Here is a 21791-nt window from a genome sequence, read left to right as displayed (position 1 = left end):
GAAGCGACGCCGCTTGCACTTATTTGCGCGCAAGGAGTGCGTTTACCAGCTTTTCATCGACTTCGCCGGTCTGCGCCATGTCGTGGTCGGCCTGGAACGCCATGATGGCGTCCTTGGTCTTGCCGCCCATGACGCCATCGGCGGTGCCGGCCGAGTAGCCGTTCTTGTTGAGGATCAACTGGATGTTCTGAACGGCCTTGGTCATGTCCACGCTTGCCGTGGTGGTAGGCGCATCTTGCCAGCCGTCGGGCAGTTCAACCGCATTTGCCGAAGGATCGACAGGCTTGGCTTTCCAGAGTTCGGTCGTCGCGCGGGCCTTTTCCAACTGCTCGGGCCGCAACACCTTGGCGATTTCGTCGCGCTTGGCGGCAGCATCCTTGTCTCCCGTCTTTGCGACGAGGGCGAACCATTTGTAGGATTCCTCAAGGTCCTGCTTCATGCCGACGCCTTTGGCCGACAGGATGCCGAGATTGAACTGGCTGTCCTTCACGCCAAGGTCCGCCGCTTCCTGGAACCAGCGTGCCGCCGCATCGTTGTCCGCCGTGCCATCGGCGCCCATCGCGAGCAGCACCGCAAGATTGTGCATGGCGCTGGCGTTGCCCTGCTGAGCGGCCATTTGATACCAGGTCTTGGCCTTGCCGACGTCGCGGGTGACGCCAATTCCCTTCTCGTAGAAATTGCCGATGCGGTACTGCGCCGGCGCGAGGCCCTGTTCGGCTGCCTTTTCGTACCATTTTGCGGCTGCCTTCAGGTCTTCCTTGATACCGCGCGCCTCGGCATAGCGAGAGCCGATTTCGAAAAGCGCCTTGGCATCCCCGTCGGCGGCTGCCTCACGCAGGGCAGGCGTACCGATTTCGCCGGGGATATCGAGGCCTGCCATGGTAGTGGCGGTCATTTTGGTTTCTTCGGTATCCGAAAGCGTCGAGGTCGAAGCGGGCGCCACGACCTTGTCAGACGGGGTCAAGGGAGCCGGCGTCTTTGCCGTGGGCTGCACCAGCATGGCCGCACCGCTATCTGCCTTCGCCGGTGCTGATGCGGCGACACTTTTGACCTCCGGCTTGGCCGGCTTTGCCGTGGCGGCAGTAGTCGTGGCATCCGTGGCCTTGGCGGTGGAAACCGCTGCTGGTTTTGCCTTTGCCGCTGCAGGCTGCGCCACCTTTTGCGCTATCGGCGGGACGACGGCCTTTTGCGCTACCTGCGCCGGGTCGGACAGGAAGGCCTTGCCGAGCTGAAGGCCTGCGAGTGCAAGCATGATGGCGCCAGCCGCCATCAGGATCGGCTTGCGGCGTGACTTGAGCAGGTCGCCGATGCGCAGCGCCTTGACCGGGCCGCCGAGCGACGATTGCCGCTTCAGCGTCTCGGCTTCCACGGCCGCCGCCTGCGCAGCGCGCCGCGCCGCCGCAATGAAATCGGACTTGGCCGCTTCTGTTTCCTGTCGCTTGTCTGGCGTTCCGCGCTCGTCGCGGACCCGTTTCATGATCGCGCTGAGATCGGGCGCACCGGAGCCGGGCTCGAGCGGGCGATTGATCAGGGCGGGTTCAAGCTGCTGCTCCGGGTCAAGCATTGGAAGTTCGGCAACAGGCTCCGAACCGGGAAGGGCCACGGCATCGGTGTTCTTGCGGCTCTTGAAGGCGCGGGCGATGCCGCCAAAGAGCGATTTTTTGCGGCCCGGCTCCTTTTCGCTTGGTGCCTGCCCGCCTGCGGCTGCCTTGGCAGCGTCGGCCGCGGCTTCAGCCGGCGTGCGCACCGGTGCGTCGCCGCGCATGACGGCGGCGACAAAATCCTCGTGCTCGTCATTTGCTTCCGACAATATTTCCGGTGTTTCCGACAGGGGCAGCGGTTCGTCCAGATCAAGGGTCGGCGCCTCTTGCACCATGATCTTGGCAACGGTCTCGGTTTGCGCCACCTCGTCGGCAATCGGCGTTTCCAGCGAGCTCAAGCGCTCGACGATCTTCAAAAGCGTGTCGTGGATAGCTTCGAAAGTCTTTGAATTGCGGTCATCCGAGCGCCGCGTCAGCGTCTCGAGGGTCTTCAGGTCCTGTGCGAGACCAGCGACGGCGGCATTTTCCACCGCCGTGCCGCTCATCGAGCGGACGGCGCTTTCGGCGGCTTCCCTTGCCGCGTCAAGGATGGAGTCGCGCGTGCCGCTGATGGACTGCTCGATCTGGCTGAGGCGCGGGCTGATGTCGTCGAAATCCGGCAGCGGTGTACCGGGTCGCGACAGGTGCGCCGAAAGCCCGGCCACTTGCGCTTCAAGGCTGCGGATCAGGTCGGGATCAAGTCCGGCGAACTGTGCCGTTGAACTGTCCAGACGGTCCGATATTTCCGTGAGCCGTGTTTCCAGGCCGCGAATGGCTTTCTGGCTTGCCCCGTCATTGGCGCGCGCCTCCAGCCCTTCGGTCAGGATATTGAAACGTGCATCGATGGCTTCGATGACGCCGGCGGTATCCAGCCCCGATTGCGGGGCAAGATGGCCAAGCCGGTCTGCGACTTCATCAAGCCGCCGCTCAAGATCGCGAAACAGGATGTTGCCCTGCTCGATGGCGTCACCTTGACGCCGCTCCAGCATGGCTGCCAGCACGTCGAACCGCTGTTCCAGTCCCTGAACGATGCGGTCGGCGTCGGGCATGGCAGGCGCGCGGTCGATCTTTTCGGCGATAACCGCGATCTGGCCGGCAAGCCGCTCCATCGCTTCTTCCGGCAGATGGCTGTTCGAGGCGAGTTCATCGACCCGCTGCGAGAGCGCGCTCAGCCGCTCTATGACTTCGCCGCTTGGCTTGTCTTCCGACACTTCCTCGATCTGTGCAGCCAAGGCGGAGACCCGCTGCTCGATGCGCTCAAGCGCCGAAGGATCGAAGGCATTCGCCTGAATGGCGACCGTCGAAGCGAGAATGGCCCGGGAAATCTCGTCGAGGCGCTCGTCGATGAGGCTGACGGTTTCGCCTGCCTGCCCGCTTTGCTGGGTGGCGAAATGATCGAGCGCGCCGGCAAGCGTGCGGACCTTGTCTTCGAGCGAACGTAGCGGCAGCGATTCGGGAAGGGTCTCGACGGCGCGGCTGATCTGCTCAAGCCGCTCGCCCAACAGGGCGATGCCTGCGTCTTCCGCCGGCGCCTGCCTGCCTGCCTCGAAACGCTCTTCGAATGCGGCCCAGCGGCGATTGAAATCGTCCCAGCGCGTGTCCACGGCGCGCACGCTTTCGTCGCTGGCCAAGGTCTCGATTGCGGCCTTCACCTGCTCAAGTTCCAGCCGAAGCATGCTGATGCTTCTGTCGTCGCTCTTGTCGGCCAGCGCCTGGATGGTGCCGGACAGGCGTTCCAGTTCGAGACCGAGTTCGGCGCTGTCCCTGGAAGCTTCATCGGGCTGGCGGGCCAGTTCGATGTCGTGGCGAAGCACCTCGAATTCCTGGTGCAGGCCATCCGTCATCTGGTGGCGCAGTTCCTCGCGCAGGCTGCGCAACTCGATGGCGATCTTGCTGACCGCTGCGAGGCTGTCTTCCTGGCTGCGGACGCGGTCGATGTCGCGTGCGATGGTCTGGTAGTTCGGCCCGAAGTTCGAACCCGCCTGCGGCTCTGCGGAGTGCTGCGAAAAGAACGGGTCGCGCAAGGGGTGGCTTTCGTAGCGGGGCTGCTCCGCATCGGCCATCAGGTGGCTGTCGGTTTCCCGCCGCGAGCGCTCCAGCCGCGCCTCGAGCGCGGCAAGCGAATGGTTGAGCTGTTCCAGCGTGGTGTGCGGCTTGCGCTGCCGATTGGTGTTAAGAGTCTCGAGATAGGACCGTTTGTTGCTCATCGCGACGCCCATTTCTGGAAGTGGCTGGCACTGAGCCAGATTCCCCTCAAATATTCCGTCGGCGACGAATGCGGCCACGCCAATGCCTTGCGGCAGGAGCACCAGCTTCCAGGACCTTGGCCCACGCTTCGAAAATCCGTGAAAACTTCGCTACAGGATAACCACGGCGAACCGACATGCGCACAATTCGCCCAACGTGGTAAACAAGATGTTAATCAAACTTAAGAAGCTTAACCTTTATTGAGAAAATCCTTCGATCCGCCGCGCAAAGCGGAGTGATCGGGGTGCATCACGACCCCCTTGAATTTTCCCGCTGATGCAAGTTCATACTTACGTAAACGTAAGCGGAACTTTGTCGTGCCGCTTTTTGTGGAAGTTGAAACCAGAACCGGAAGTGGAAACGCGCTTCCGCATGCGCCGCAGGCCTTTCGAGCGCCATGCCGCAACCCAGGAAAACCAGATGATGAAATCGATGCCGGCCGTCGACACCGCGGCCTTTCAAAATGACATTCTGAGCGATCCGGCCGGCGAGCTGGCGCGCATCGGCGAAATGGCCAAGCAGTTCGGCGTGACTTTGCGCACCTTGCGCTTCTATGAGGACAAGGGCCTGATCAGCCCGCTGCGCGACGGCGCGACGAGACTTTATTCGCACCGCGACAAGGCGCGGCTGAAGCTGATCCTGCTCGGCCGCAAGGTTGGCTTTTCCCTGCGCGACGTGAAGCAGCTGATGGACCTCTACGATCCGTCCGGCGCCAACATCAAGCAGCTCAAAGTGGCGTTGGACAAGTCGGACAAGCAACTGGCGCGGCTGCACAAGCAGCGCGCGCTTCTCGACGAAGCCATCAACGAGCTGAGCAACTCGATGGCGGATATCCGCCGCATGCTGGCCGAGCGGTCGGCGGCGCCGTCGGGCACCGCCAACTAGGGCGGCTGTTTCCAACCTGACAACACATGTCTGCGGCCAGATGCGCGCCGGCCACGCCGGCGTCATCGGGCCGTTGCAGCATTTTGGCAGGTTTGCGCAGGCGGCAATTTCGCTTCAGATTGCCCGGCGAGGCTCCCGGATCTCGACGGAGAGCCAAAATTTGCCGCTTCCGAAATATTGACGTTTACGCAAACGTCAATATTTGATAGAGGGACGCATTGCCGGACCCTGCGCGATCTGACACGGTCGAACGCTGGCGGCACACGGGCTGGAGGAAAGACAGGATGCCGATCTATCATGCGCCGGTTCAGGACACGCTGTACCTGCTGAACGACGTACTCGGCTACGGCCGCTACTCGAACTTGCCCGGCTTTGCCGATGCCTCGCCCGACGTGCTTGAGGCAATCCTGGCCGAAGGGGCAAAGCTGGCCGAAAACGTCATGCAGCCGGTCAACCGGATCGGCGACATGGAAGGCTGCGAGCGTCATGATGACGGGTCGGTGACCACACCCAAGGGCTTCAAGGAGGCCTTCGACCAGTATCGCGACGGTGGCTGGATGGGACTTGCGGCGCCTGCCGAATTCGGCGGCCAGGGCCTGCCCTATACGGTGCACACGGCGGTCGGCGAATTCCTCTCCTCCGCCAACATGGCGCTGATGATGTATCCGGGCCTGACGCAAGGCGCGATCGCGGCCATCGTGGTCCATGGCAGCGACGAACAGAAACAGACCTTCCTGCCGAAGATGATCGAGGGCGCGTGGACAGGCACCATGAACCTGACCGAACCGCATTGCGGCACGGACCTCGGTCTTTTGCGCACCAAGGCGGTGCCGAACGGCGACGGCACCTACCGGATTTCCGGCCAGAAGATTTTCATCTCCGCCGGCGAGCACGACATGTCGGATAACATCGTCCATCTCGTTCTGGCCCGCATCGAAGGCGCGCCGGAGGGCGTGAAGGGCATTTCGCTGTTCATCGTGCCGAAGTTCAAGCTGGACGGGGCCGGCAATCCCGGCGAGCGCAACAAGGTGTCGTGCGGCTCGATCGAAGAGAAGATGGGCATCCACGGCAATGCCACCTGCGTCATGAACTATGACGAGGCCGAAGGCACCTTGCTCGGCGAGGAGAATGGCGGCCTCAAGGCGATGTTCGTGATGATGAACGAAGCCCGTCTCGGTGTCGGCCTGCAGGGGCTTTCGCTGTCGGAAGTCGCCTACCAGAACGCGGTGAATTACGCGAGGGAACGCCTGCAGGGCCGCTCACTGACCGGGCCGAAGAATAAGGACGGCAAGGCCGATCCGATCATCGTCCACCCCGATGTCCGCCGCAACCTGATGACGATGAAGGCCTTCAACGAGGCGGGCCGCGCGCTGCTGCTGTGGACGGCGTTGAATTCGGACGTTGCGCACCGCTCCGCCGACGACAAGGACCGCCAGGCGGCCGACGATCAGCTGAGCCTGATGACGCCGATCGTGAAGGGCGTGTTGACCGACAAGGGCTTCGACCATGCGGTCATGGCGCAGCAGGTTTTCGGCGGTCACGGCTATATCGAAGAACACGGCATGAGCCAGTTCGTGCGCGATGCCCGCATCGCCATGATCTATGAAGGGGCGAACGGCATCCAGGCGCTCGATCTGGTCGGCCGCAAGCTGGCGCAGAACGGCGGCCGCGCCGTGCAGGCCTTCTTCAAGGAGGTCGGCGACTTCTGCGAGGAAAATCGCGGCGACGAAAAGCTGGCCCCGTTCACCAAGGCGCTCAAGAAGGGCCTCAACGACCTGCAGGCTGCCACCATGTGGCTGATGCAGAACGCCATGCAGAAGCCGGACAATGCCGGTGCGGCCTCGACCGACTACCTGCATCTCTTCGGGCTGGTGGCGCTTGGCTACATGTGGGGCCGCATGGTCAAGGTCTCGCAGGCGAGGCTTGGCGAAACCGCCGACGGCGTGGCATCCTTCCATGAGAACAAGATTGTCACCGGCCGCTACTTCATGGAGCGCGTCATGCCGGAAACGGCGGCGCATCTCGCCCGCATTTCTTCCGGCGCGGACACCATGATGGCATTGCCGGCAGAGGCGTTTTGATCGGGTAGATATTTCAGGAGCAGCTTGCCTTGGCCAACCCGTCGGAAATCCTGTCCCTGCCGAAGCCTGACTGGGTAAGTGAAGACGTCGCCATGCTCTACGACATGGCGAACCGCTTCATGGCGGACGAGATTGCGCCGCACTACGACACCTACGAAAAGAACGAGGTGGTCGATCGCTCCGCCTGGAAGAAGGCCGGCGAAGCAGGACTTCTCTGCGCTTCCATGCCGGAACAATATGGTGGTGCCGGCGGAAGCTTTGCCCATGAGAGCGCGATCATCGAGGCGATCGGCCATGTCGGCGTCGATGGCTTCGGCATCGGCCTGCACAACGCCATCGTAACCCCCTACATCCTTCATTACGGCTCGGAAGAGCAGAAGAAGAAATGGCTGCCGCGCCTGGCAAGCGGCGAACTGATCGGCGCGATTGCCATGACGGAGCCCGGCGCGGGTTCCGATCTGCAGGGCGTCAAGACGCGTGCGGAGCGCGACGGCAACCAGTACCGCATCAATGGCTCGAAGACCTTCATCACCAACGGTCAGTTGGCCAATCTCATTGTCGTGGTCACCAAGACCGATCCGGCCAAGGGTGCCAAGGGCACGTCGCTTATCGTCGTCGAGACCGACGAGGTCGAGGGTTTCGAGCGCGGGCGCAACCTCGACAAGATCGGGCTGAAGGCCAACGACACGTCCGAGCTGTTCTTCAACGACGTGCGCGTGCCGACCGCCAATCTTTTGGGACATGAAGAGGGCCAGGGCTTCGTCCAGCTGATGCAGCAATTGCCGCAGGAGCGCCTGATGATCGGCACCACGGCGATTGCCATGGCGGAACGCGCGCTCGCGCTCACCATCGACTACGTCAAGGAACGCAAGGCCTTCGGCCAGAAGATCATCGACTTCCAGAACACCCAGTTCAAGCTGGCCGAACTCAAGACCGAAATCACCATCGGCCGGGTTTTTTACAACGACTGCGTCAAACGGCACATCGCCGGCGGCCTCGACCCTGTTACAGCTTCGATGGCCAAATACTGGCTGTCCGATCTTCAGGGCAAGGTGATGGACGAGTGCCTGCAGTTGCACGGCGGCTACGGCTACATGAACGAATATCCGATTGCGCGCATGTGGCGCGATGCCCGCGTGCAGCGCATCTATGGCGGCACCAACGAAATCATGAAGCTTTTGATCGGGCGCTCGCTGTGAGCAGCCGGGTCCACATAACAAGGAGCTGAAAAATGGCTGAAGCTTATGTCTATGATGCCGTGCGCACGCCGCGCGGCCGTGGCAAGAAGGACGGGTCGCTGCACGAGGTGCCGGCGGTACGCCTGGCGGCAAAGACGCTGGAAGCCATCCGCGACCGCAACGGCATGGATACGGGAACGGTCGACGATATCATTTTTGGCTGCGTCGATCCGGTTGGCGAAGCCGGCGCGGTGATCCCGCGCGCCGCCGCCTTCGAGGCCGGCTATGACGACAAGGCGCCCGGCATGCAGATCTCGCGCTTCTGCGCCTCCGGCCTCGACGCCATCAATTTCGGCGCGGCCAAGATCGCGCAGGGCGCTGACGACATCGTCATTGCCGGCGGCGTGGAATCGATGAGCCGCGTCGGCATGGGTGCCGCCGGCGGCGCATGGTTCATGGACCCCTCCGTCGGCCTGCCGGGCTGGTTCGTGCCGCAGGGCATTTCGGCCGATCTCATCGCCACCAAATACGGGTTCTCCCGCGACGACGTCGATGCCTACGCGGTCGAGAGCCAGAAGCGCGCCGCGCACGCCTGGGACAAGGGCTGGTTCAAGAATTCAGTCGTTCCGATCAAGGACCAGAATGGCCTGACCATTCTCGACCGCGACGAACATATGCGGCCCTCGACCGACATGCAGTCGCTGGCGGCGCTAAATCCCTCCTTTGTCATGCCGGGTGAAATGGGCGGTTTCGATGCCGTCGCCGTGCAGAAACATCCGGAGATCGAGGAGGTGAACCACGTCCACCATGCCGGCAATTCGTCCGGCATCGTCGATGGGGCGGCTGCCGTTCTGCTGGGCTCGAAGAAGGCCGGCAAGATGCTGGGAATGAAGCCGCGCGCCCGTATCCGCGCCTTCGCCAATATCGGCTCGGAGCCGGTGCTGATGCTGACCGGGCCGGTCGACGTGACGGAAAAGCTTTTGAAGCGCGCCGGGATGAAGATCTCGGACATCGACCTGTTCGAACTCAACGAGGCCTTTGCCTCGGTGGTGCTGCGCTACATGCAGGCTTTCGACATTCCGCACGACAAGATCAACGTCAATGGCGGTGCGATCGCCATGGGTCACCCGTTGGGAGCCACCGGGGCGATGATCTTCGGAACGGTGCTGGATGAGCTTGAAAGGCGCAACCTCAACACCGCCTTGGTGACCTTGTGCATCGGTGCCGGCATGGGCACCGCCACCATCATCGAACGCGTCTGACCGGAGGCGGAACAATGACCTACAAGAACTTCACGCTGGAAACCGACGCCGACGGCATTGCCCTGATCACCTGGGACATGCCCGACCGTTCGATGAACGTGTTTACCGAAGAGGTGATGCGCGAACTGAACACCATCGTTGACCGGGTGACCGGCGAGGCCGGCATCAAGGGCGCGGTAATCACGTCGGGCAAGGACACCTTCTCCGGCGGTGCGGACATCACCATGCTGCAGACGATGCTGAAAACCTTTGCCAAGGAAAAGGCCGGCAACGTCGAGAAGGCGACGCAGAAGCTGTTCGAGACGGCCGGCTACATGACCGGCCTGTTCCGCAAGCTCGAGACCTGCGGCAAGCCATGGGTTTCAGCCATCAACGGAACCTGCATGGGCGGGGCTTTCGAACTCTCGCTCGCCTGTCATGGCCGTGTCGCCGCCAACTCAGACAAGGTGAAGATGGCGCTGCCGGAAGTGAAGATCGGCATTTTCCCGGGCGCCGGCGGCACCCAGCGCGTGCCGCGCCTGGCCGACACGCAGGCTGCCTTACAGATGCTGACGTCCGGCCAGACGCTGACGCCTCAGAAGGCCAAGGGCATGGGGCTTGTCCATGAAGTTGCTGAACCGGCCAAGCTGGTCGAGACGGCAAAGGCAATGATCAAGAACGGTCTCAGCGCCGTTGCGCCATGGGACCAGAAGGGTTTCAAGATTCCCGGCGGACCGGTTTACTCGATGGCAGGCGCAAACCTTTGGCCGCCGGCCATCGCCATCCTGCGCCGCGAAACCTTTGGCAATTATCCGGCGGCTTCGGCGATCCTGAAATGCGTCTATGAGGGCCTTTTGGTGCCGTTCGATACGGCGCTGCGCATCGAGCAGCGCTATTTCACCGAGATCATGCAGACCAAGGAAGCGGCGGCGATGATCCGCTCGCTGTTTGTCTCGCTGCAGGAATTGAACAAGGGCGCGCGCCGGCCGGAAGGCGTGCCGGACACCAAGTTCAAGAAGATCGGCATATTGGGCGCAGGCTTCATGGGTGCGGGCATTGCCCATGTCACCGCCAAGGCCGGCATTCCGGTGGTGTTGCTGGACCGCGATACCGCGTCGGCGGAAAAGGGCAAGGCGCATTCCGCCGAGCTGATGGACGGGCTGATCAAGAAGGGCCGGGCCAAGCCGGAGGACAAGGAAAAGCTGTTGTCGCTGATCACGCCGACCGCAAGCTATGCGGACCTGGCTGGCTGCGATCTTGTCGTCGAGGCGGTGTTCGAGGATTCGGCTGTCAAGAAGAGCGCGACCGAACAGGCTGAGGCGGTGCTGAAGCCATCGGCGGTGTTTGCCTCCAACACCTCGACCATTCCGATTACCGCGCTTGCCAAGAATTCGGTGCGGCCGAAGAATTTCGTTGGCATCCATTTCTTCTCGCCGGTCGACAAGATGATGCTGGTCGAGATCATCCTCGGCAAGAAGACGGGCGACAAGGCGCTGGCAACGGCGATCGACTTCGTGCGCGCCATCAAGAAGACGCCGATCGTCGTCAACGACACGCGCGGTTTCTACGTCAATCGCTGCGTGCTGCGCTACATGTCGGAAGCCTACAAGATGCTGATCGAGGGCGTGCCGGCACCGATGATCGAGAACGCCGCCAAGGCGGCTGGCATGCCGGTTGGGCCGCTGGCGCTGACCGACGAGACGGCTGTCGATCTCGCCCAGAAGATCATGAAGCAGACCATCCGCGACCTTGGCGAAAGGGCGGTGGACCCCAAGCAGATGGCGCTGATCAACACCATGGTGGATACCCATCAGCGCTTTGGCCGCAAGAACGGCAAGGGCTTTTATGATTATCCGGCCAAGCCGGCCAAGAAGAAGCTGTGGCCGGGCCTCAAGGACCTCTATCCGCAGAAGAAGGCCGACGAGGTTGATTTCGAGGAACTGAAGCAGCGCCTTTTGACGGTGATTGCGCTGGAAGCGGCGCGCGTCATGGAAGAAAAGATCGTCGTCGATCCGCGCGAGGCCGATGTCGGCTCGATCCTGGCGTTCGGCTTCGCGCCTTATACCGGTGGCGCGCTGTCCTACATCGACGGAATCGGCGTGAAGGAATTCGTCCAGATAGCCAAGCGGCTGCAGAAGAAGTACGGCGCGGAGTTCAAGGCGCCCAAGCTGCTGCTCGACATGGCTGACAAGGGCGAGACCTTCTATCAGCGCTTCAATCCCTATGGCGGGGAGCAGGCGAAGAAGGCCGCCTGACCAGCCGCCATGTATGTCTGGGCGCGACTGGCGCGGGTGGTGGCCACGGCACGAAGCCGTGGCGCTTATGTTCCCGGCGGGGAAGGCCGGCTGGCCTTCCGCTGCTTGCCGAGCGATATCGATTCCAACCTGCATCTCAATAATGCGCGTTACATGATGCTGGCCGACCTTGGCCGCATCGACATTTTCGTGCGCGCCGGCCTGCTTGGCGTGGCGCGCAAGCGCAGATGGGCGCCGATGCTGGGCGGCCTGCAGGTCGTCTATGCGCGCGAAATCAGGCTTTGGCAGCACTTCGAGGTGCTGTCGTCGATCCAGACCTGGGAGGGAACGCAGGTTGTCGGCAAGCACCGCTTCATTCTCGAAAGTGGCGAGGTTGCCGCAACTGTGATGACGACTGCCGGCGTCTACGACCGTTCAGAGCGCCGCTTTGTGCCTATGGACGACGTTGTCGCAGCGCTTGGGTATCCGGCAAGGCCGCGCCCCTTGAGCGACATTGAAGAGGCATTCCTGAGATCGCACCGGATGCTGCGCGCCGAGACGAAAGCCAATCCCACCGAATAGGGAAACGGCCCGTGCCGGCGTCGTTCGGCCCGCCCAAGGTGGACAAGCGCCCACTCGGGGGCTAAAACGAAATCACAGGTATTTTTTCCTCTCAGGGAGAGCCCCCATGCTCTCGCATGACGGTGTTTGGGCTGCCATTGACGCGCTCGCGGAGCGCTATTCGCTGTCGGCATCGGGTCTTGCCCGGCGTGCGGGGCTGGATTCGACGGCCTTCAACAAGTCGAAGCGGCTGTCCTCGGATGGACGTCCGCGCTGGCCCTCGACGGAATCGCTGGCCAAGATCATGGAAGCGACCGGGGCGTCGCTGGACGAGTTCATGAAACTGCTCGGGACGCGTCCGGAGGCGGATGCGCTGCCGGTGCAGCGTCCCACCGTGCCGTTGGTGGGCTTTGCCCAGGCGGGCGCTGGCGGTTTCTTCGACGATGCGGGATTTCCGGTCGGCCATGGCTGGGACCTTGTCGAACTGCCGGCGCAATCGACGGCCGCGTCCTATGCGCTGAAGGTGCAGGGCGATTCCATGCTGCCGCTCTACCGCAATGGCGATGTCCTGATCGTGGAGCCCGGCGCGCGCGTCCACAAGGGCGACCGCGTCGTCGTCAAGACGACGGCCGGCGAGGTGATGGCCAAGGTTTTGAACCGGCAGACGGAAAAGTCGATCCTTCTCGTTTCATTGAACCCGGAACATCCAAATCGCGACATTCCTGCTCACGAGATCGAATGGGTGGCGCGGATCGTCTGGGCGAGCCAGTAGGGGCCGGCATGCGGCTGCTGCACGCAGGATTTGCAGCCTTATGCGTCGTGGTGACGGGCGCGCTGATCGTTGCGGGAGGCCGGGCACTGCTTCCTACGCCGATTGAACCGGAACCTTCAACGGTTGAGGCCGAGGCTCCTGCAGCCGTACCAACAGCGCCGTCGCCCGGACCCAAACCGACGCCTGCGAAGTCGAGGTCGATCGACCCGCTCGTCGTCGCGCCGCCGCAGTTGGATGGCGTGGAACTGGAGCGCGTCGCGCCGCGCCAGCCGCTGAGCGACCTGGCATTGGCCGAGCCGCCCAAGCCGAAGCTTTCCGGCGACTGGAAGGGCACGACCCTGTTTCGGCCATTCGCCTCGTCGGCCGGGATGGTTGCCGCGCAACGCTATTCGGTCACCATTGCCGGCATCGATGTTGTGCAGAGCGACGAAACCTGCCTCGACAATGGCAAGTCATGGACCTGCGGCGCACATGCGCTTGGCGCGTTCCGGGCCTTCCTGCGCGGACTGGCGGTCGTCTGCGCCATTCCCGCTGACAAGGATCGCGGCGAATTTACCGTGCGTTGCCGGTCCGGCAAGAAGGACGTCGGCGAATGGCTGGTCGAAAACGGCTGGGCGCGGGCCGAGAAGGGCAGTCCCTACGAAGAGGCCGGCGAAAAGGCGCGCAGCCTGCGCAAGGGCATCTACGGCGCGGCACCGGAAAACACCGACGTTCCACCGCTGACCGGAAGCACCGAAGCCGCGCCTTCGACGCCGGACACGATCATCGACCTGTCCGGCGAGGAGCTTACGCCGCCAGTTGCCCTGCCAGAGCCTGCGCAATGAGCGCGCGGGTTTCGGCGATGCCGTAGAGCGCGGCGAACGAGCCGAAGCGCGGGCCGCGTTCCTGGCCGATCAGCACCTGGTAGATCATCTGGAAGAAGGCGACCGAAACGCCGGGGCCGCCTTCCGGGCTCTGCTTGGTGTGATCCTGATAGCGCTCGATCTTGCGGGCAACGTTGAGCGTTGCCGTCTGGATCGCTTCGCCGTCGGCGTCTGCCGGCAGCGCGGAAAGTGCGTCCGACAGCCTGGCAAGCGCATCGCGCTCGACGTCGTCGGGAGCACGATAGACCTTCGACGGCTTCACGAAGTCCTCGAAGTAGCGGATCGCATAGCCGGTCAGGCGGTCCAGTTCCGGGTTCTTTTCAGGCGACACGCCGGGTGCATAGCGCGAGATGAAGCCCCACAATACGTCCTTGTTCTGGGCGTTCGAGGCGCTGACAAGGTTGAGCAGCAGCGAGAACGGCACGGCAAGGTCGATGGCCGGCGGATTGCCGCTGTGCATGTGCCAGACCGGATTGCCGAGCCGGTTCTTCCAGTCCTGCCGCGGATAGGCCGACAGGAAGGTGTAGTATTCCTCGACGGCGCGCGGGATGACGTCGAAGTAGAGCTTCTTCGCCACCCTCGGCTTCTGGTACATGTAAAGGCCGAGGCTCTCGGTCGGGGCGTAGGTCAGCCATTCGTCGATGGTGAGCCCATTGCCCTTCGACTTCGATATCTTCTGGCCGTTCTCGTCGAGGAACAGTTCATAGACGAAATGTTCCGGTGCGCGGCCGCCGAGGATTTCGCAGATGCGGTCGTAGATCGGCGCGTTGGTCTGGTGGTCCTTGCCGAACATCTCGAAATCGACGCCGAGCGCTGCCCAGCGCATGCCGAAATCGGGCTTCCACTGCATCTTCACCTTGCCGCCGGTTACGGCAAGCGTGGTTTCGGTGCCGTCCTCGTCGTTGAAGGTGATGGTGCCGGCCTTGGCATCGACATGCTTCATCGGCACGTAGAGCACACGGCCGGTCTTTGGCGAGATCGGCAGGAACGGGCTGTAGGTCGCCTGCCGCTCTTCGCCCAGCGTCGGCAGCATCACCTTCATGATGGCGTCGTAGCGTTCGGCGGCGCGCAGCAGCACGTCATCGAATCGGCCCGACTTGTAGTAGTCGGTCGCGCTGGCGAACTCGTAGTCGAAGCCGAAGGTGTCGAGGAAGCGGCGCAGCATCGCGTTGTTGTGATGGCCGAAGCTCTCGTAGTCGCCGCCGAAGGGATTGGGCACCGAGGTCAGCGGCATGTGCAGATAGGGTTCCAGGAACGCCTTGTCCGGCACGTTGTCGGGTATCTTGCGCATCCCGTCCATGTCGTCGGAGAAGCACAAGAGCCGCGTCTTCACCTTGTCTTGGGTGAGGATGCGGAAGGCGTGGCGCACCATGGTCGTACGCGCGACTTCGCCGAAGGTGCCGATATGCGGCAGGCCTGACGGGCCATAACCTGTCTCGAACAGGACGGTGTCCGGAAGCCCGCTTTTTGCGTAGCGGGCGATGATTTTCTTGGCTTCCTCGAACGGCCAGGCTTTGCTCTCCGCCGCAGCGGAAAGAAGTTCCGGGTTGAGATCGAGGATGCCTGTTCCGGCCATTTTGATGGTCCTGCTAGCGCCGCCGGCCAAGCTGCCGGCGCGCCTGCTCTATGCGGGCAGCGCTGCAAGGTCAAATTTTTCGATGGATTTTGATATAAGGCAGCGCAATTGCCAGCCTGGCCGCGGGCCTGCCGCGTAACCAGGCTGGCATTTCGAGGATTTACGCCAGGCCTTCTTCGCGCAGGCTCTTCTGCACGGCGGGCCGTGCTGCGACGGTGCCGAGGAAGCGCTGGACATTGGCAAAGCCGGAAAGGTCGAGGCCGACATGCTTTGCCCAGCCGAGCACGGTCCAGAGATAGGCGTCGGCCACGCTGAAGGCATCGCCCATCAGGTAGGAACGATCGGCAAGGCGCGTGTCGAGAAACTTGACGCGCTTGGTCAGGTGCTCCTTGTTGATGACCTTGGTTTCCTCAGGCGTGTTGGGCCGGAACAGAGGAGCAAAGCCCTTGTGCAGTTCCGTGGCGACGAAGTTCAGCCATTGCTGCACCCGGTAGCGGTTCATTTCGCCCGATGCCGGGATCAGGCCGCTGTCGGGCTTGCGGTCGGCAAGATACTGCATGACGACTGAAGCCTCGGTCAGCGTTTCGCCGTCGTCGAGGACGAGTGCCGGCACATAGCCATTGGGATTGGTGGCCAGATAGTCCTGTTTCGCCTCGGTCGTCTTGCTGGCGCCATCGACCTTTACCAGCTCCAGGTCGATACCTGCTTCATTGGCAACGATATGCGGGGCCAGTGAGCAGGCGCCGGGCATGTAGAAAAGCTTCATTTCAAGGATACTCCGTCAGATTGATCGGCATCCTTTCACATGCGCACCCTTCAAGCTCAAATCCCATTCGGGTGAACACAGCGTTGCCTTAAACGCACCGCCTGTTTGTTACGTGCACGCAAGGTGGAGAACGCTTGCACGCCGCGCGGCCTGTTCTTATATACGCCGCACAACCGTGCCGGCCGCGCAATGCGCGGGCGTGTACGGAATTTCTGTGAACAGGGGCTTTCGCCGGAACGCCTGACAGGGTCCTTGAAAGCCTGCTTAGTGGAGAGACTGAACCAATGGCAAAAGTAATCGGCATCGACCTCGGAACGACCAATTCCTGCGTCGCCGTCATGGATGGCAAGGACGCCAAGGTTATCGAAAATGCGGAAGGCGCGCGCACCACGCCTTCGATCGTCGCTTTTAGCGGCGACGGCGAGCGCCTCGTCGGCCAGCCGGCCAAGCGGCAGGCGGTCACCAATCCTGAAAACACCGTTTTCGCGGTCAAGCGCCTGATCGGCCGCCGCTATGACGATCCGGTCACCGCCAAGGACAAGGATCTCGTCCCCTACAACATCGTCAATGGCGACAATGGCGACGCATGGGTCGATGCAGGCGGCAAGAAGCAGTCGCCGTCGCAGATTTCCGCGATGATCCTGCAGAAGATGAAGGAAACGGCGGAAGCCTATCTCGGCGAGACGGTCGAGAAGGCGGTCATCACCGTTCCGGCCTATTTCAACGATGCCCAGCGTCAGGCCACCAAGGACGCCGGCAAGATTGCCGGTCTTGAAGTGCTGCGCATTATCAACGAGCCGACCGCCGCGGCGCTCGCCTACGGCCTCGACAAGAAGGAAGGCAAGACCATCGCCGTCTACGACCTTGGCGGCGGCACCTTCGATATCTCCGTCCTCGAGATCGGCGACGGCGTGTTCGAGGTGAAGTCGACCAATGGCGACACCTTCCTCGGCGGCGAGGATTTCGACATGCGCCTGGTCGAATATCTGGCGGCCGAGTTCAAGAAGGAACAGGGCATCGACCTGAAGAACGACAAGCTCGCCCTTCAGCGCCTCAAGGAGGCCGCCGAAAAGGCCAAGATCGAGCTGTCGTCCACGACGCAGACCGAAATCAACCTGCCCTTCATCACCGCTGACGCGACCGGCCCCAAGCACCTGACCTTGAAGCTGACCCGCGCCAAGTTCGAGAGCCTGGTCGATGATCTCGTCCAGCGCACCATCGCGCCGTGCAAGGCAGCGCTGAAGGATGCTGGCCTGAAGGCAGGCGAGATCGACGAAGTGGTTCTAGTCGGCGGCATGACCCGCATGCCCAAGATCCAGGAGATCGTGAAGCAGTTCTTCGGCAAGGAGCCGCACAAGGGCGTCAACCCCGATGAGGTCGTGGCGCTTGGCGCTGCCATTCAGGCCGGCGTGCTGCAGGGCGACGTCAAGGATGTGCTGTTGCTCGACGTGACGCCGCTGTCGCTCGGCATCGAGACGCTGGGCGGTGTGTTCACGCGCCTTATCGAGCGCAACACGACGATTCCGACCAAGAAGAGCCAGACCTTCTCGACCGCCGAGGACTCGCAGTCGGCCGTCACCATCCGCGTCTTCCAGGGCGAGCGCGAAATGGCGGCGGACAACAAACTGCTCGGCCAGTTCGACCTGGTTGGCATTCCGCCGGCACCGCGCGGCGTGCCGCAGATCGAGGTCACCTTCGACATCGACGCCAACGGCATCGTCAACGTGTCGGCCAAGGACAAGGGCACCGGCAAGGAGCACCAGATCCGCATCCAGGCATCCGGTGGCCTGAGCGATTCCGACATCGAGAAGATGGTGAAGGATGCCGAGGCGAACGCCGAGGCCGACAAGAAGCGCAAGGCGCTTGTTGAGGCCCGCAACCAGGCCGAAGCGCTGGCGCATTCTTCGGAGAAGTCGCTGAAGGAATATGGCGACAAGGTTACGGAAGCCGAGCGTACCGCGATTTCCGACGCGATTGCCGGACTGAAGACGGCTGCCGAAGGCGACGACGTTGCCGAGATCGAGGCCAAGACCCAGGCGCTTGCCGAAGCTTCGATGAAGCTTGGCCAGGCCATGTACGAGGCCTCGCAGAAGGAAGCGGCCGAAGCGGACGCCAAGGCGGATGCCGCCAAGGATAGCGACGTGGTCGACGCCGACTTCGAGGAAATCGACGAAGACGACGACAAGAAGAAGTCGGCTTAACTTCCTTTTGCGCATGGAATGGCGGAAGCCCGGTGTAAAAACCGGGCTTTTCTGCAAAATGAATGAAAAATCGCTGCGAAACGGACCGCGGCTCTGGCATCCGGGCAACCGGACGCTTAAATCGAAACGCTAGAGCAATTCCGGGAAACGGTCGGTTTCCTGTCGGGTTGCCTGAACAAGAAGGATTGGGCGGTTCATCGACCCCGGATGGGGATCGGAACGGGTCCAGGCAGGAACGCAATGCGCCGAGACATTGAACATCCGGTCGAACATCCTGGTCACGGGACAAGATGAAAGCCGATTTCTACGAGACGCTCGGGGTCAGCAAGGGCGCTGACGACAAGGAACTGAAGAGCGCATTCCGCAAGCTCGCCATGCAGTTCCATCCGGACCGCAATCCCGGCGATCACGCCTGCGAGCACAAGTTCAAGGAAATCAACGAAGCCTACGAGACGTTGAAGGATCCGCAAAAGCGCGCGGCCTATGATCGCTTCGGCCATGCCGCCTTCGAAAATGGCGGCATGAACGGCGGCGGCGCCGGTTTCGGCGCGGGCGGCTTTGCCGACATCTTCGAAGACATTTTCGGCGACATGATGGGCGGCGGACGCCGCCGGTCGTCGGGCGGTCGCGAGCGCGGCGCCGACCTGCGCTACAATATGGAAATTTCGCTGGAAGAGGCTTTTGCCGGCAAGACCGCCCAAATTCACGTGCCGGCTTCCGTTTCCTGCACCGAGTGTTCGGGTTCGGGCGCCAAGCCCGGCACGCAGCCGGTGACCTGCACCATGTGCAACGGCCATGGCAAGGTTCGGGCGAGCCAGGGCTTCTTTTCGATCGAACGCACCTGCCCGCAATGCCAGGGACGCGGCCAGACGATCAAGGACCCATGCGCGAAATGTGCCGGCCAAGGCCGCGTGACCGAGGAGCGCTCGCTTTCCGTCAACATTCCGGCCGGCATCGAGGACGGCACCCGCATCCGGCTGGCTGGCGAAGGCGAAGCGGGACTGCGCGGCGGACCGACGGGCGATCTCTACATTTTCCTCAGCGTGAAGCCGCATGAGTTCTTCCAGCGCGACGGCGCCGACCTTTACTGCAAGGTGCCGATCTCGATGACGACCGCCGCCCTTGGCGGTTCCTTCGAAGTGGCGACGCTGGACGGCACGCAGACGCGGGTGAAGGTGCCGGAAGGCACCCAGAACGGCCGCCAGTTCCGCCTCAAGGCCAAGGGCATGCCGGTGCTGCGCCAGCCGCAACTTGGCGATCTCTACATCCAGACCGCTGTCGAGACGCCGCAGAACCTGACGCGCCGGCAGCGCGAATTGCTGGAGGAATTCGAGCAATTGTCGTCGAAGGACAATTCGCCCCAGTCGAGCGGCTTTTTTGCCCGCATGAAGGACTTCTTCGAGTCGTTCGGCGAGAATTGATGCGAGGCTGGCCTCGCCGAAAAAAAGCGAGGCTTCCGTAGCGTCATCAACAGCTTGTACCAGAGTATGCCTTGCATGGGGCCACGCAAGTGCTAAGTAGCGCGTGGGGAGCCTCAGGAGAATTGGCATGACAAGAGGGTCCGGACTGCGCAAGACGCTGGCGGCAAAATTCGACGATGAACTGAAGTTCTTCAAGGGCTGGATTCACAAGCCCAAGGCCGTAGGCGCGATTGTGCCGACCAGTTCCATCACCGCCCGCCGCATGGTCTCGGTGATCGACATCAAGTCGGGCTTGCCTGTGCTTGAGCTCGGGCCGGGAACCGGCGTCATCACCAAGGCGATTCTGGCGCACGGCGTGAAGCCGGAGAACCTCTATGCCATCGAATATTCGCACGAATTCGTGCACCATCTGCGCAGCCATTTTCCGCGCGTCAACGTGATTGAGGGCGACGCCTTCAACCTCGACAAGACGCTGGGCGACAAGCGCGATTTGAAGTTCGATTCGGTTGTCTCTGGCGTGCCGCTGCTGAACTTCCCGGTCAGGCAACGCATTGCCTATCTCAACGGTCTGCTCGACCGCCTTCCGCACGGCCGTCCCGTGGTGCAACTCACCTATGGCCCGATGTCGCCGATCCCGGTCGGTCGTGGCGACTACACCGTGGAGCATTTCGACTTCATCCTCCGCAACATCCCGCCGACGAGGCTTTGGATCTACCGGCGCGCCACGCACTAGGCGCGACGGCAGGCTGGCGGTGGCGCAAACTGCGGTTGCCGGGAAGCGCGTGGCCGAGACCCGGTTACGGGTTGCACATAGTGCCTACGCCGTATTGATTCCGCCTGCGAACTGCTTGTAGGTGGGCACATGCCAATCATCCCACGTATCCTGGTCTTCGCCGGTCCGGTGCGCAGTGGCGCCTATAGCGGCAAGACCGCGGATGCGGGCCAGAAGGCGCTCGTCTTGCAAGGTGCTGAGGTGACGCGCATCTCGCTTGGCGACTATCCCTTGCCGATTTTCGATCAGGATGTGGAAAAGCTCGACGGCATGCCGGAAAGCGCCATGAAGCTGGCGCGGCTGATCGACCGGCATGACGGCCTGCTTGTCGCGACGCCCGAATACAATGGCTCGCTGCCGCCCTTGTTGAAGAATTCCATCGACTGGGTGAGCCGCGTTCGGCGTGACGGCAATCAGGTGTTGAAGCCGTTTTCCGGCAAGGTCGCAGCACTTTGCTCGTCGTCGGAAGGCCAGTTCGCGGGCGTTCGCGCCATCAACCATCTGCGCGCGGTTCTTGTGCGCTGCCGGGTCGACGTCATCGTTCCGGAGTGCTCCGTGCCCAACGGAGCGGACGCTTTCGACGACAAGGGCGATTTCCGCGACGAGCGCTTGCGCCGGGCGATGGAAAATGTTGCAAGCGCGCTGGCCGAGCGGGCCGCGCAATTGTCCAGGAGGAACGAGCCATGATCCCAGCCCACGATATGCGCGACCGCCTGATCGTTGGCCTCGACGTGCCGACGCTGGCCGAAGCCGAAAAAGTGGTGCGCGACCTCGACGGCGTCGTTTCCTTCTACAAGATCGGCTACCAGCTCGCCTTCGCCGGCGGTCTCGACTTTGCGCGCGAGCTTGCGAGCGGCGGAACCAGGGTGTTCCTCGACATGAAGCTGCTCGACATCGACAACACGGTGGCCAAGGGCGTCGAGAACATCGTCAAGATGGGCATGACCATGCTTACCTTGCACGCATATCCGAAGACGATGCGGGCAGCGGTGGAGGCCGCGCGCGGCAGCGACCTCACCTTGCTGGCGGTGACCGTGCTGACATCGATGGATGAGAACGATGTCGTCGAAGCCGGCTACGAATACGATCCGCACACGCTGGTGTTGCGGCGCGCCGAACAGGCCTTGCACGCTGGCATGGGCGGCATCGTATGCTCAGCCCATGAGGCGGCTGCGGTGCGCAAGATCGTCGGCCCCGATCTCGCTTTGGTGACGCCGGGCATCCGCCCCGCCGGCGCCGAGCATGGCGACCAGAAGCGGGTGGTGACGCCGCGCGACGCCATACGCAACGGGTCCAGCCACCTTGTCGTGGCGCGCCCGATCGTCGGCGCGGTTGACAGGCGGGCGGCTGCTCAAGCTATTTTGGACGACATGCGCTCAGCCTGATCGCATGGGACTTTTTGGAGGAATTGGA

16 protein-coding genes are annotated in these 21791 nt (G+C 62.5%); 13 read left to right on the top strand and 3 right to left on the bottom strand.

Translation table 11 applies throughout. From position 1 onward, the window contains the following. Positions 1-19 precede the first annotated feature (19 nt). Complete coding sequence (locus tag ACODTY_RS04530) at positions 20-3787, bottom strand: peptidoglycan-binding protein (RefSeq protein ID WP_488993088.1); 3768 nt, start codon at positions 3785-3787, stop codon at positions 20-22. Between the two features lie 472 nt (positions 3788-4259). On the opposite strand from ACODTY_RS04530, the gene ACODTY_RS04525 reads away from it, so the two are divergent. The 8 genes from ACODTY_RS04525 (at position 4260) to ACODTY_RS04490 (ending at position 13603) form a co-directional block, all read left to right on the top strand. Next, entirely contained in the window at positions 4260-4712 is a 453-nt protein-coding gene (locus tag ACODTY_RS04525) for a MerR family transcriptional regulator (protein ID WP_488993171.1), read from the top strand. A gap of 284 nt (positions 4713-4996) precedes the next feature. Further along, on the top strand, positions 4997-6793 hold the full coding sequence (locus tag ACODTY_RS04520) for an acyl-CoA dehydrogenase (RefSeq protein ID WP_488993087.1): 1797 nt from the start codon (positions 4997-4999) through the stop codon (positions 6791-6793). 29 nt (positions 6794-6822) lie between these two features. Beyond that, positions 6823-7992 carry an acyl-CoA dehydrogenase family protein gene (locus ACODTY_RS04515; protein ID WP_488993086.1) on the top strand — a complete coding sequence of 390 codons (1170 nt, stop codon included), beginning with the start codon at positions 6823-6825 and terminating at the stop codon, positions 7990-7992. 32 nt (positions 7993-8024) lie between these two features. Then, on the top strand, positions 8025-9233 hold the full coding sequence (locus ACODTY_RS04510; protein WP_488993085.1) for an acetyl-CoA C-acetyltransferase: 1209 nt from the start codon (positions 8025-8027) through the stop codon (positions 9231-9233). A gap of 14 nt (positions 9234-9247) precedes the next feature. Beyond that, complete coding sequence (locus ACODTY_RS04505; RefSeq protein WP_488993084.1) at positions 9248-11467, top strand: 3-hydroxyacyl-CoA dehydrogenase NAD-binding domain-containing protein; 2220 nt, start codon at positions 9248-9250, stop codon at positions 11465-11467. 9 nt (positions 11468-11476) lie between these two features. After that, a complete protein-coding gene (locus ACODTY_RS04500) occupies positions 11477-12028 on the top strand; it encodes a thioesterase family protein (RefSeq protein WP_488993083.1) in 552 nt (183 codons plus the stop codon). Between the two features lie 106 nt (positions 12029-12134). Continuing rightward, complete coding sequence (locus ACODTY_RS04495) at positions 12135-12779, top strand: S24 family peptidase (protein WP_488993082.1); 645 nt, start codon at positions 12135-12137, stop codon at positions 12777-12779. An 8-nt stretch (positions 12780-12787) separates the two neighbouring features. Beyond that, positions 12788-13603, top strand: coding sequence for a thermonuclease family protein (locus ACODTY_RS04490; RefSeq protein WP_488993170.1), 816 nt, complete (start codon positions 12788-12790; stop codon positions 13601-13603). Here the strand turns inward: ACODTY_RS04490 and ACODTY_RS04485 are convergent. Together ACODTY_RS04485 and gstA are read right to left on the bottom strand one after the other, a co-directional pair. After that, positions 13566-15218, bottom strand: a complete 1653-nt coding sequence (locus ACODTY_RS04485; protein ID WP_488993081.1) for a lysine--tRNA ligase — start codon at positions 15216-15218, stop codon at positions 13566-13568. The genes ACODTY_RS04490 and ACODTY_RS04485 overlap by 38 nt on opposite strands. 160 nt (positions 15219-15378) lie before the next feature. Beyond that, positions 15379-15984 (bottom strand): glutathione transferase GstA, encoded by a 606-nt coding sequence (gstA, locus tag ACODTY_RS04480; protein ID WP_488993080.1) that lies wholly within the window; start codon positions 15982-15984, stop codon positions 15379-15381. A gap of 284 nt (positions 15985-16268) precedes the next feature. Here gstA and dnaK point away from each other — a divergent pair, with 284 nt between their 5' ends. The 5 genes from dnaK (at position 16269) to pyrF (ending at position 21763) form a co-directional block, all read left to right on the top strand. Then, the gene (gene dnaK / locus ACODTY_RS04475) at positions 16269-18185 is read left to right on the top strand and encodes a molecular chaperone DnaK (protein ID WP_488993079.1); all 1917 of its coding nucleotides are present in this window, start codon (positions 16269-16271) and stop codon (positions 18183-18185) included. Between the two features lie 290 nt (positions 18186-18475). Beyond that, positions 18476-19606 carry a molecular chaperone DnaJ gene (dnaJ, locus tag ACODTY_RS04470; RefSeq protein ID WP_488993078.1) on the top strand — a complete coding sequence of 377 codons (1131 nt, stop codon included), beginning with the start codon at positions 18476-18478 and terminating at the stop codon, positions 19604-19606. A 127-nt stretch (positions 19607-19733) separates the two neighbouring features. Further along, positions 19734-20339 carry a phospholipid N-methyltransferase PmtA gene (gene pmtA, locus ACODTY_RS04465; protein ID WP_488993077.1) on the top strand — a complete coding sequence of 202 codons (606 nt, stop codon included), beginning with the start codon at positions 19734-19736 and terminating at the stop codon, positions 20337-20339. Between the two features lie 129 nt (positions 20340-20468). Then, positions 20469-21065, top strand: coding sequence for an NADPH-dependent FMN reductase (locus tag ACODTY_RS04460; protein WP_488993076.1), 597 nt, complete (start codon positions 20469-20471; stop codon positions 21063-21065). Further along, positions 21062-21763 carry an orotidine-5'-phosphate decarboxylase gene (gene pyrF / locus ACODTY_RS04455; protein ID WP_488993075.1) on the top strand — a complete coding sequence of 234 codons (702 nt, stop codon included), beginning with the start codon at positions 21062-21064 and terminating at the stop codon, positions 21761-21763. Before ACODTY_RS04460 ends, pyrF begins: the two co-directional genes overlap by 4 nt. Positions 21764-21791 lie beyond the last annotated feature (28 nt).

It is taken from the genome of Mesorhizobium sp. FG116 (assembly GCF_057809835.1).
This window is presented reverse-complemented; position numbering and strand designations above follow the sequence as displayed.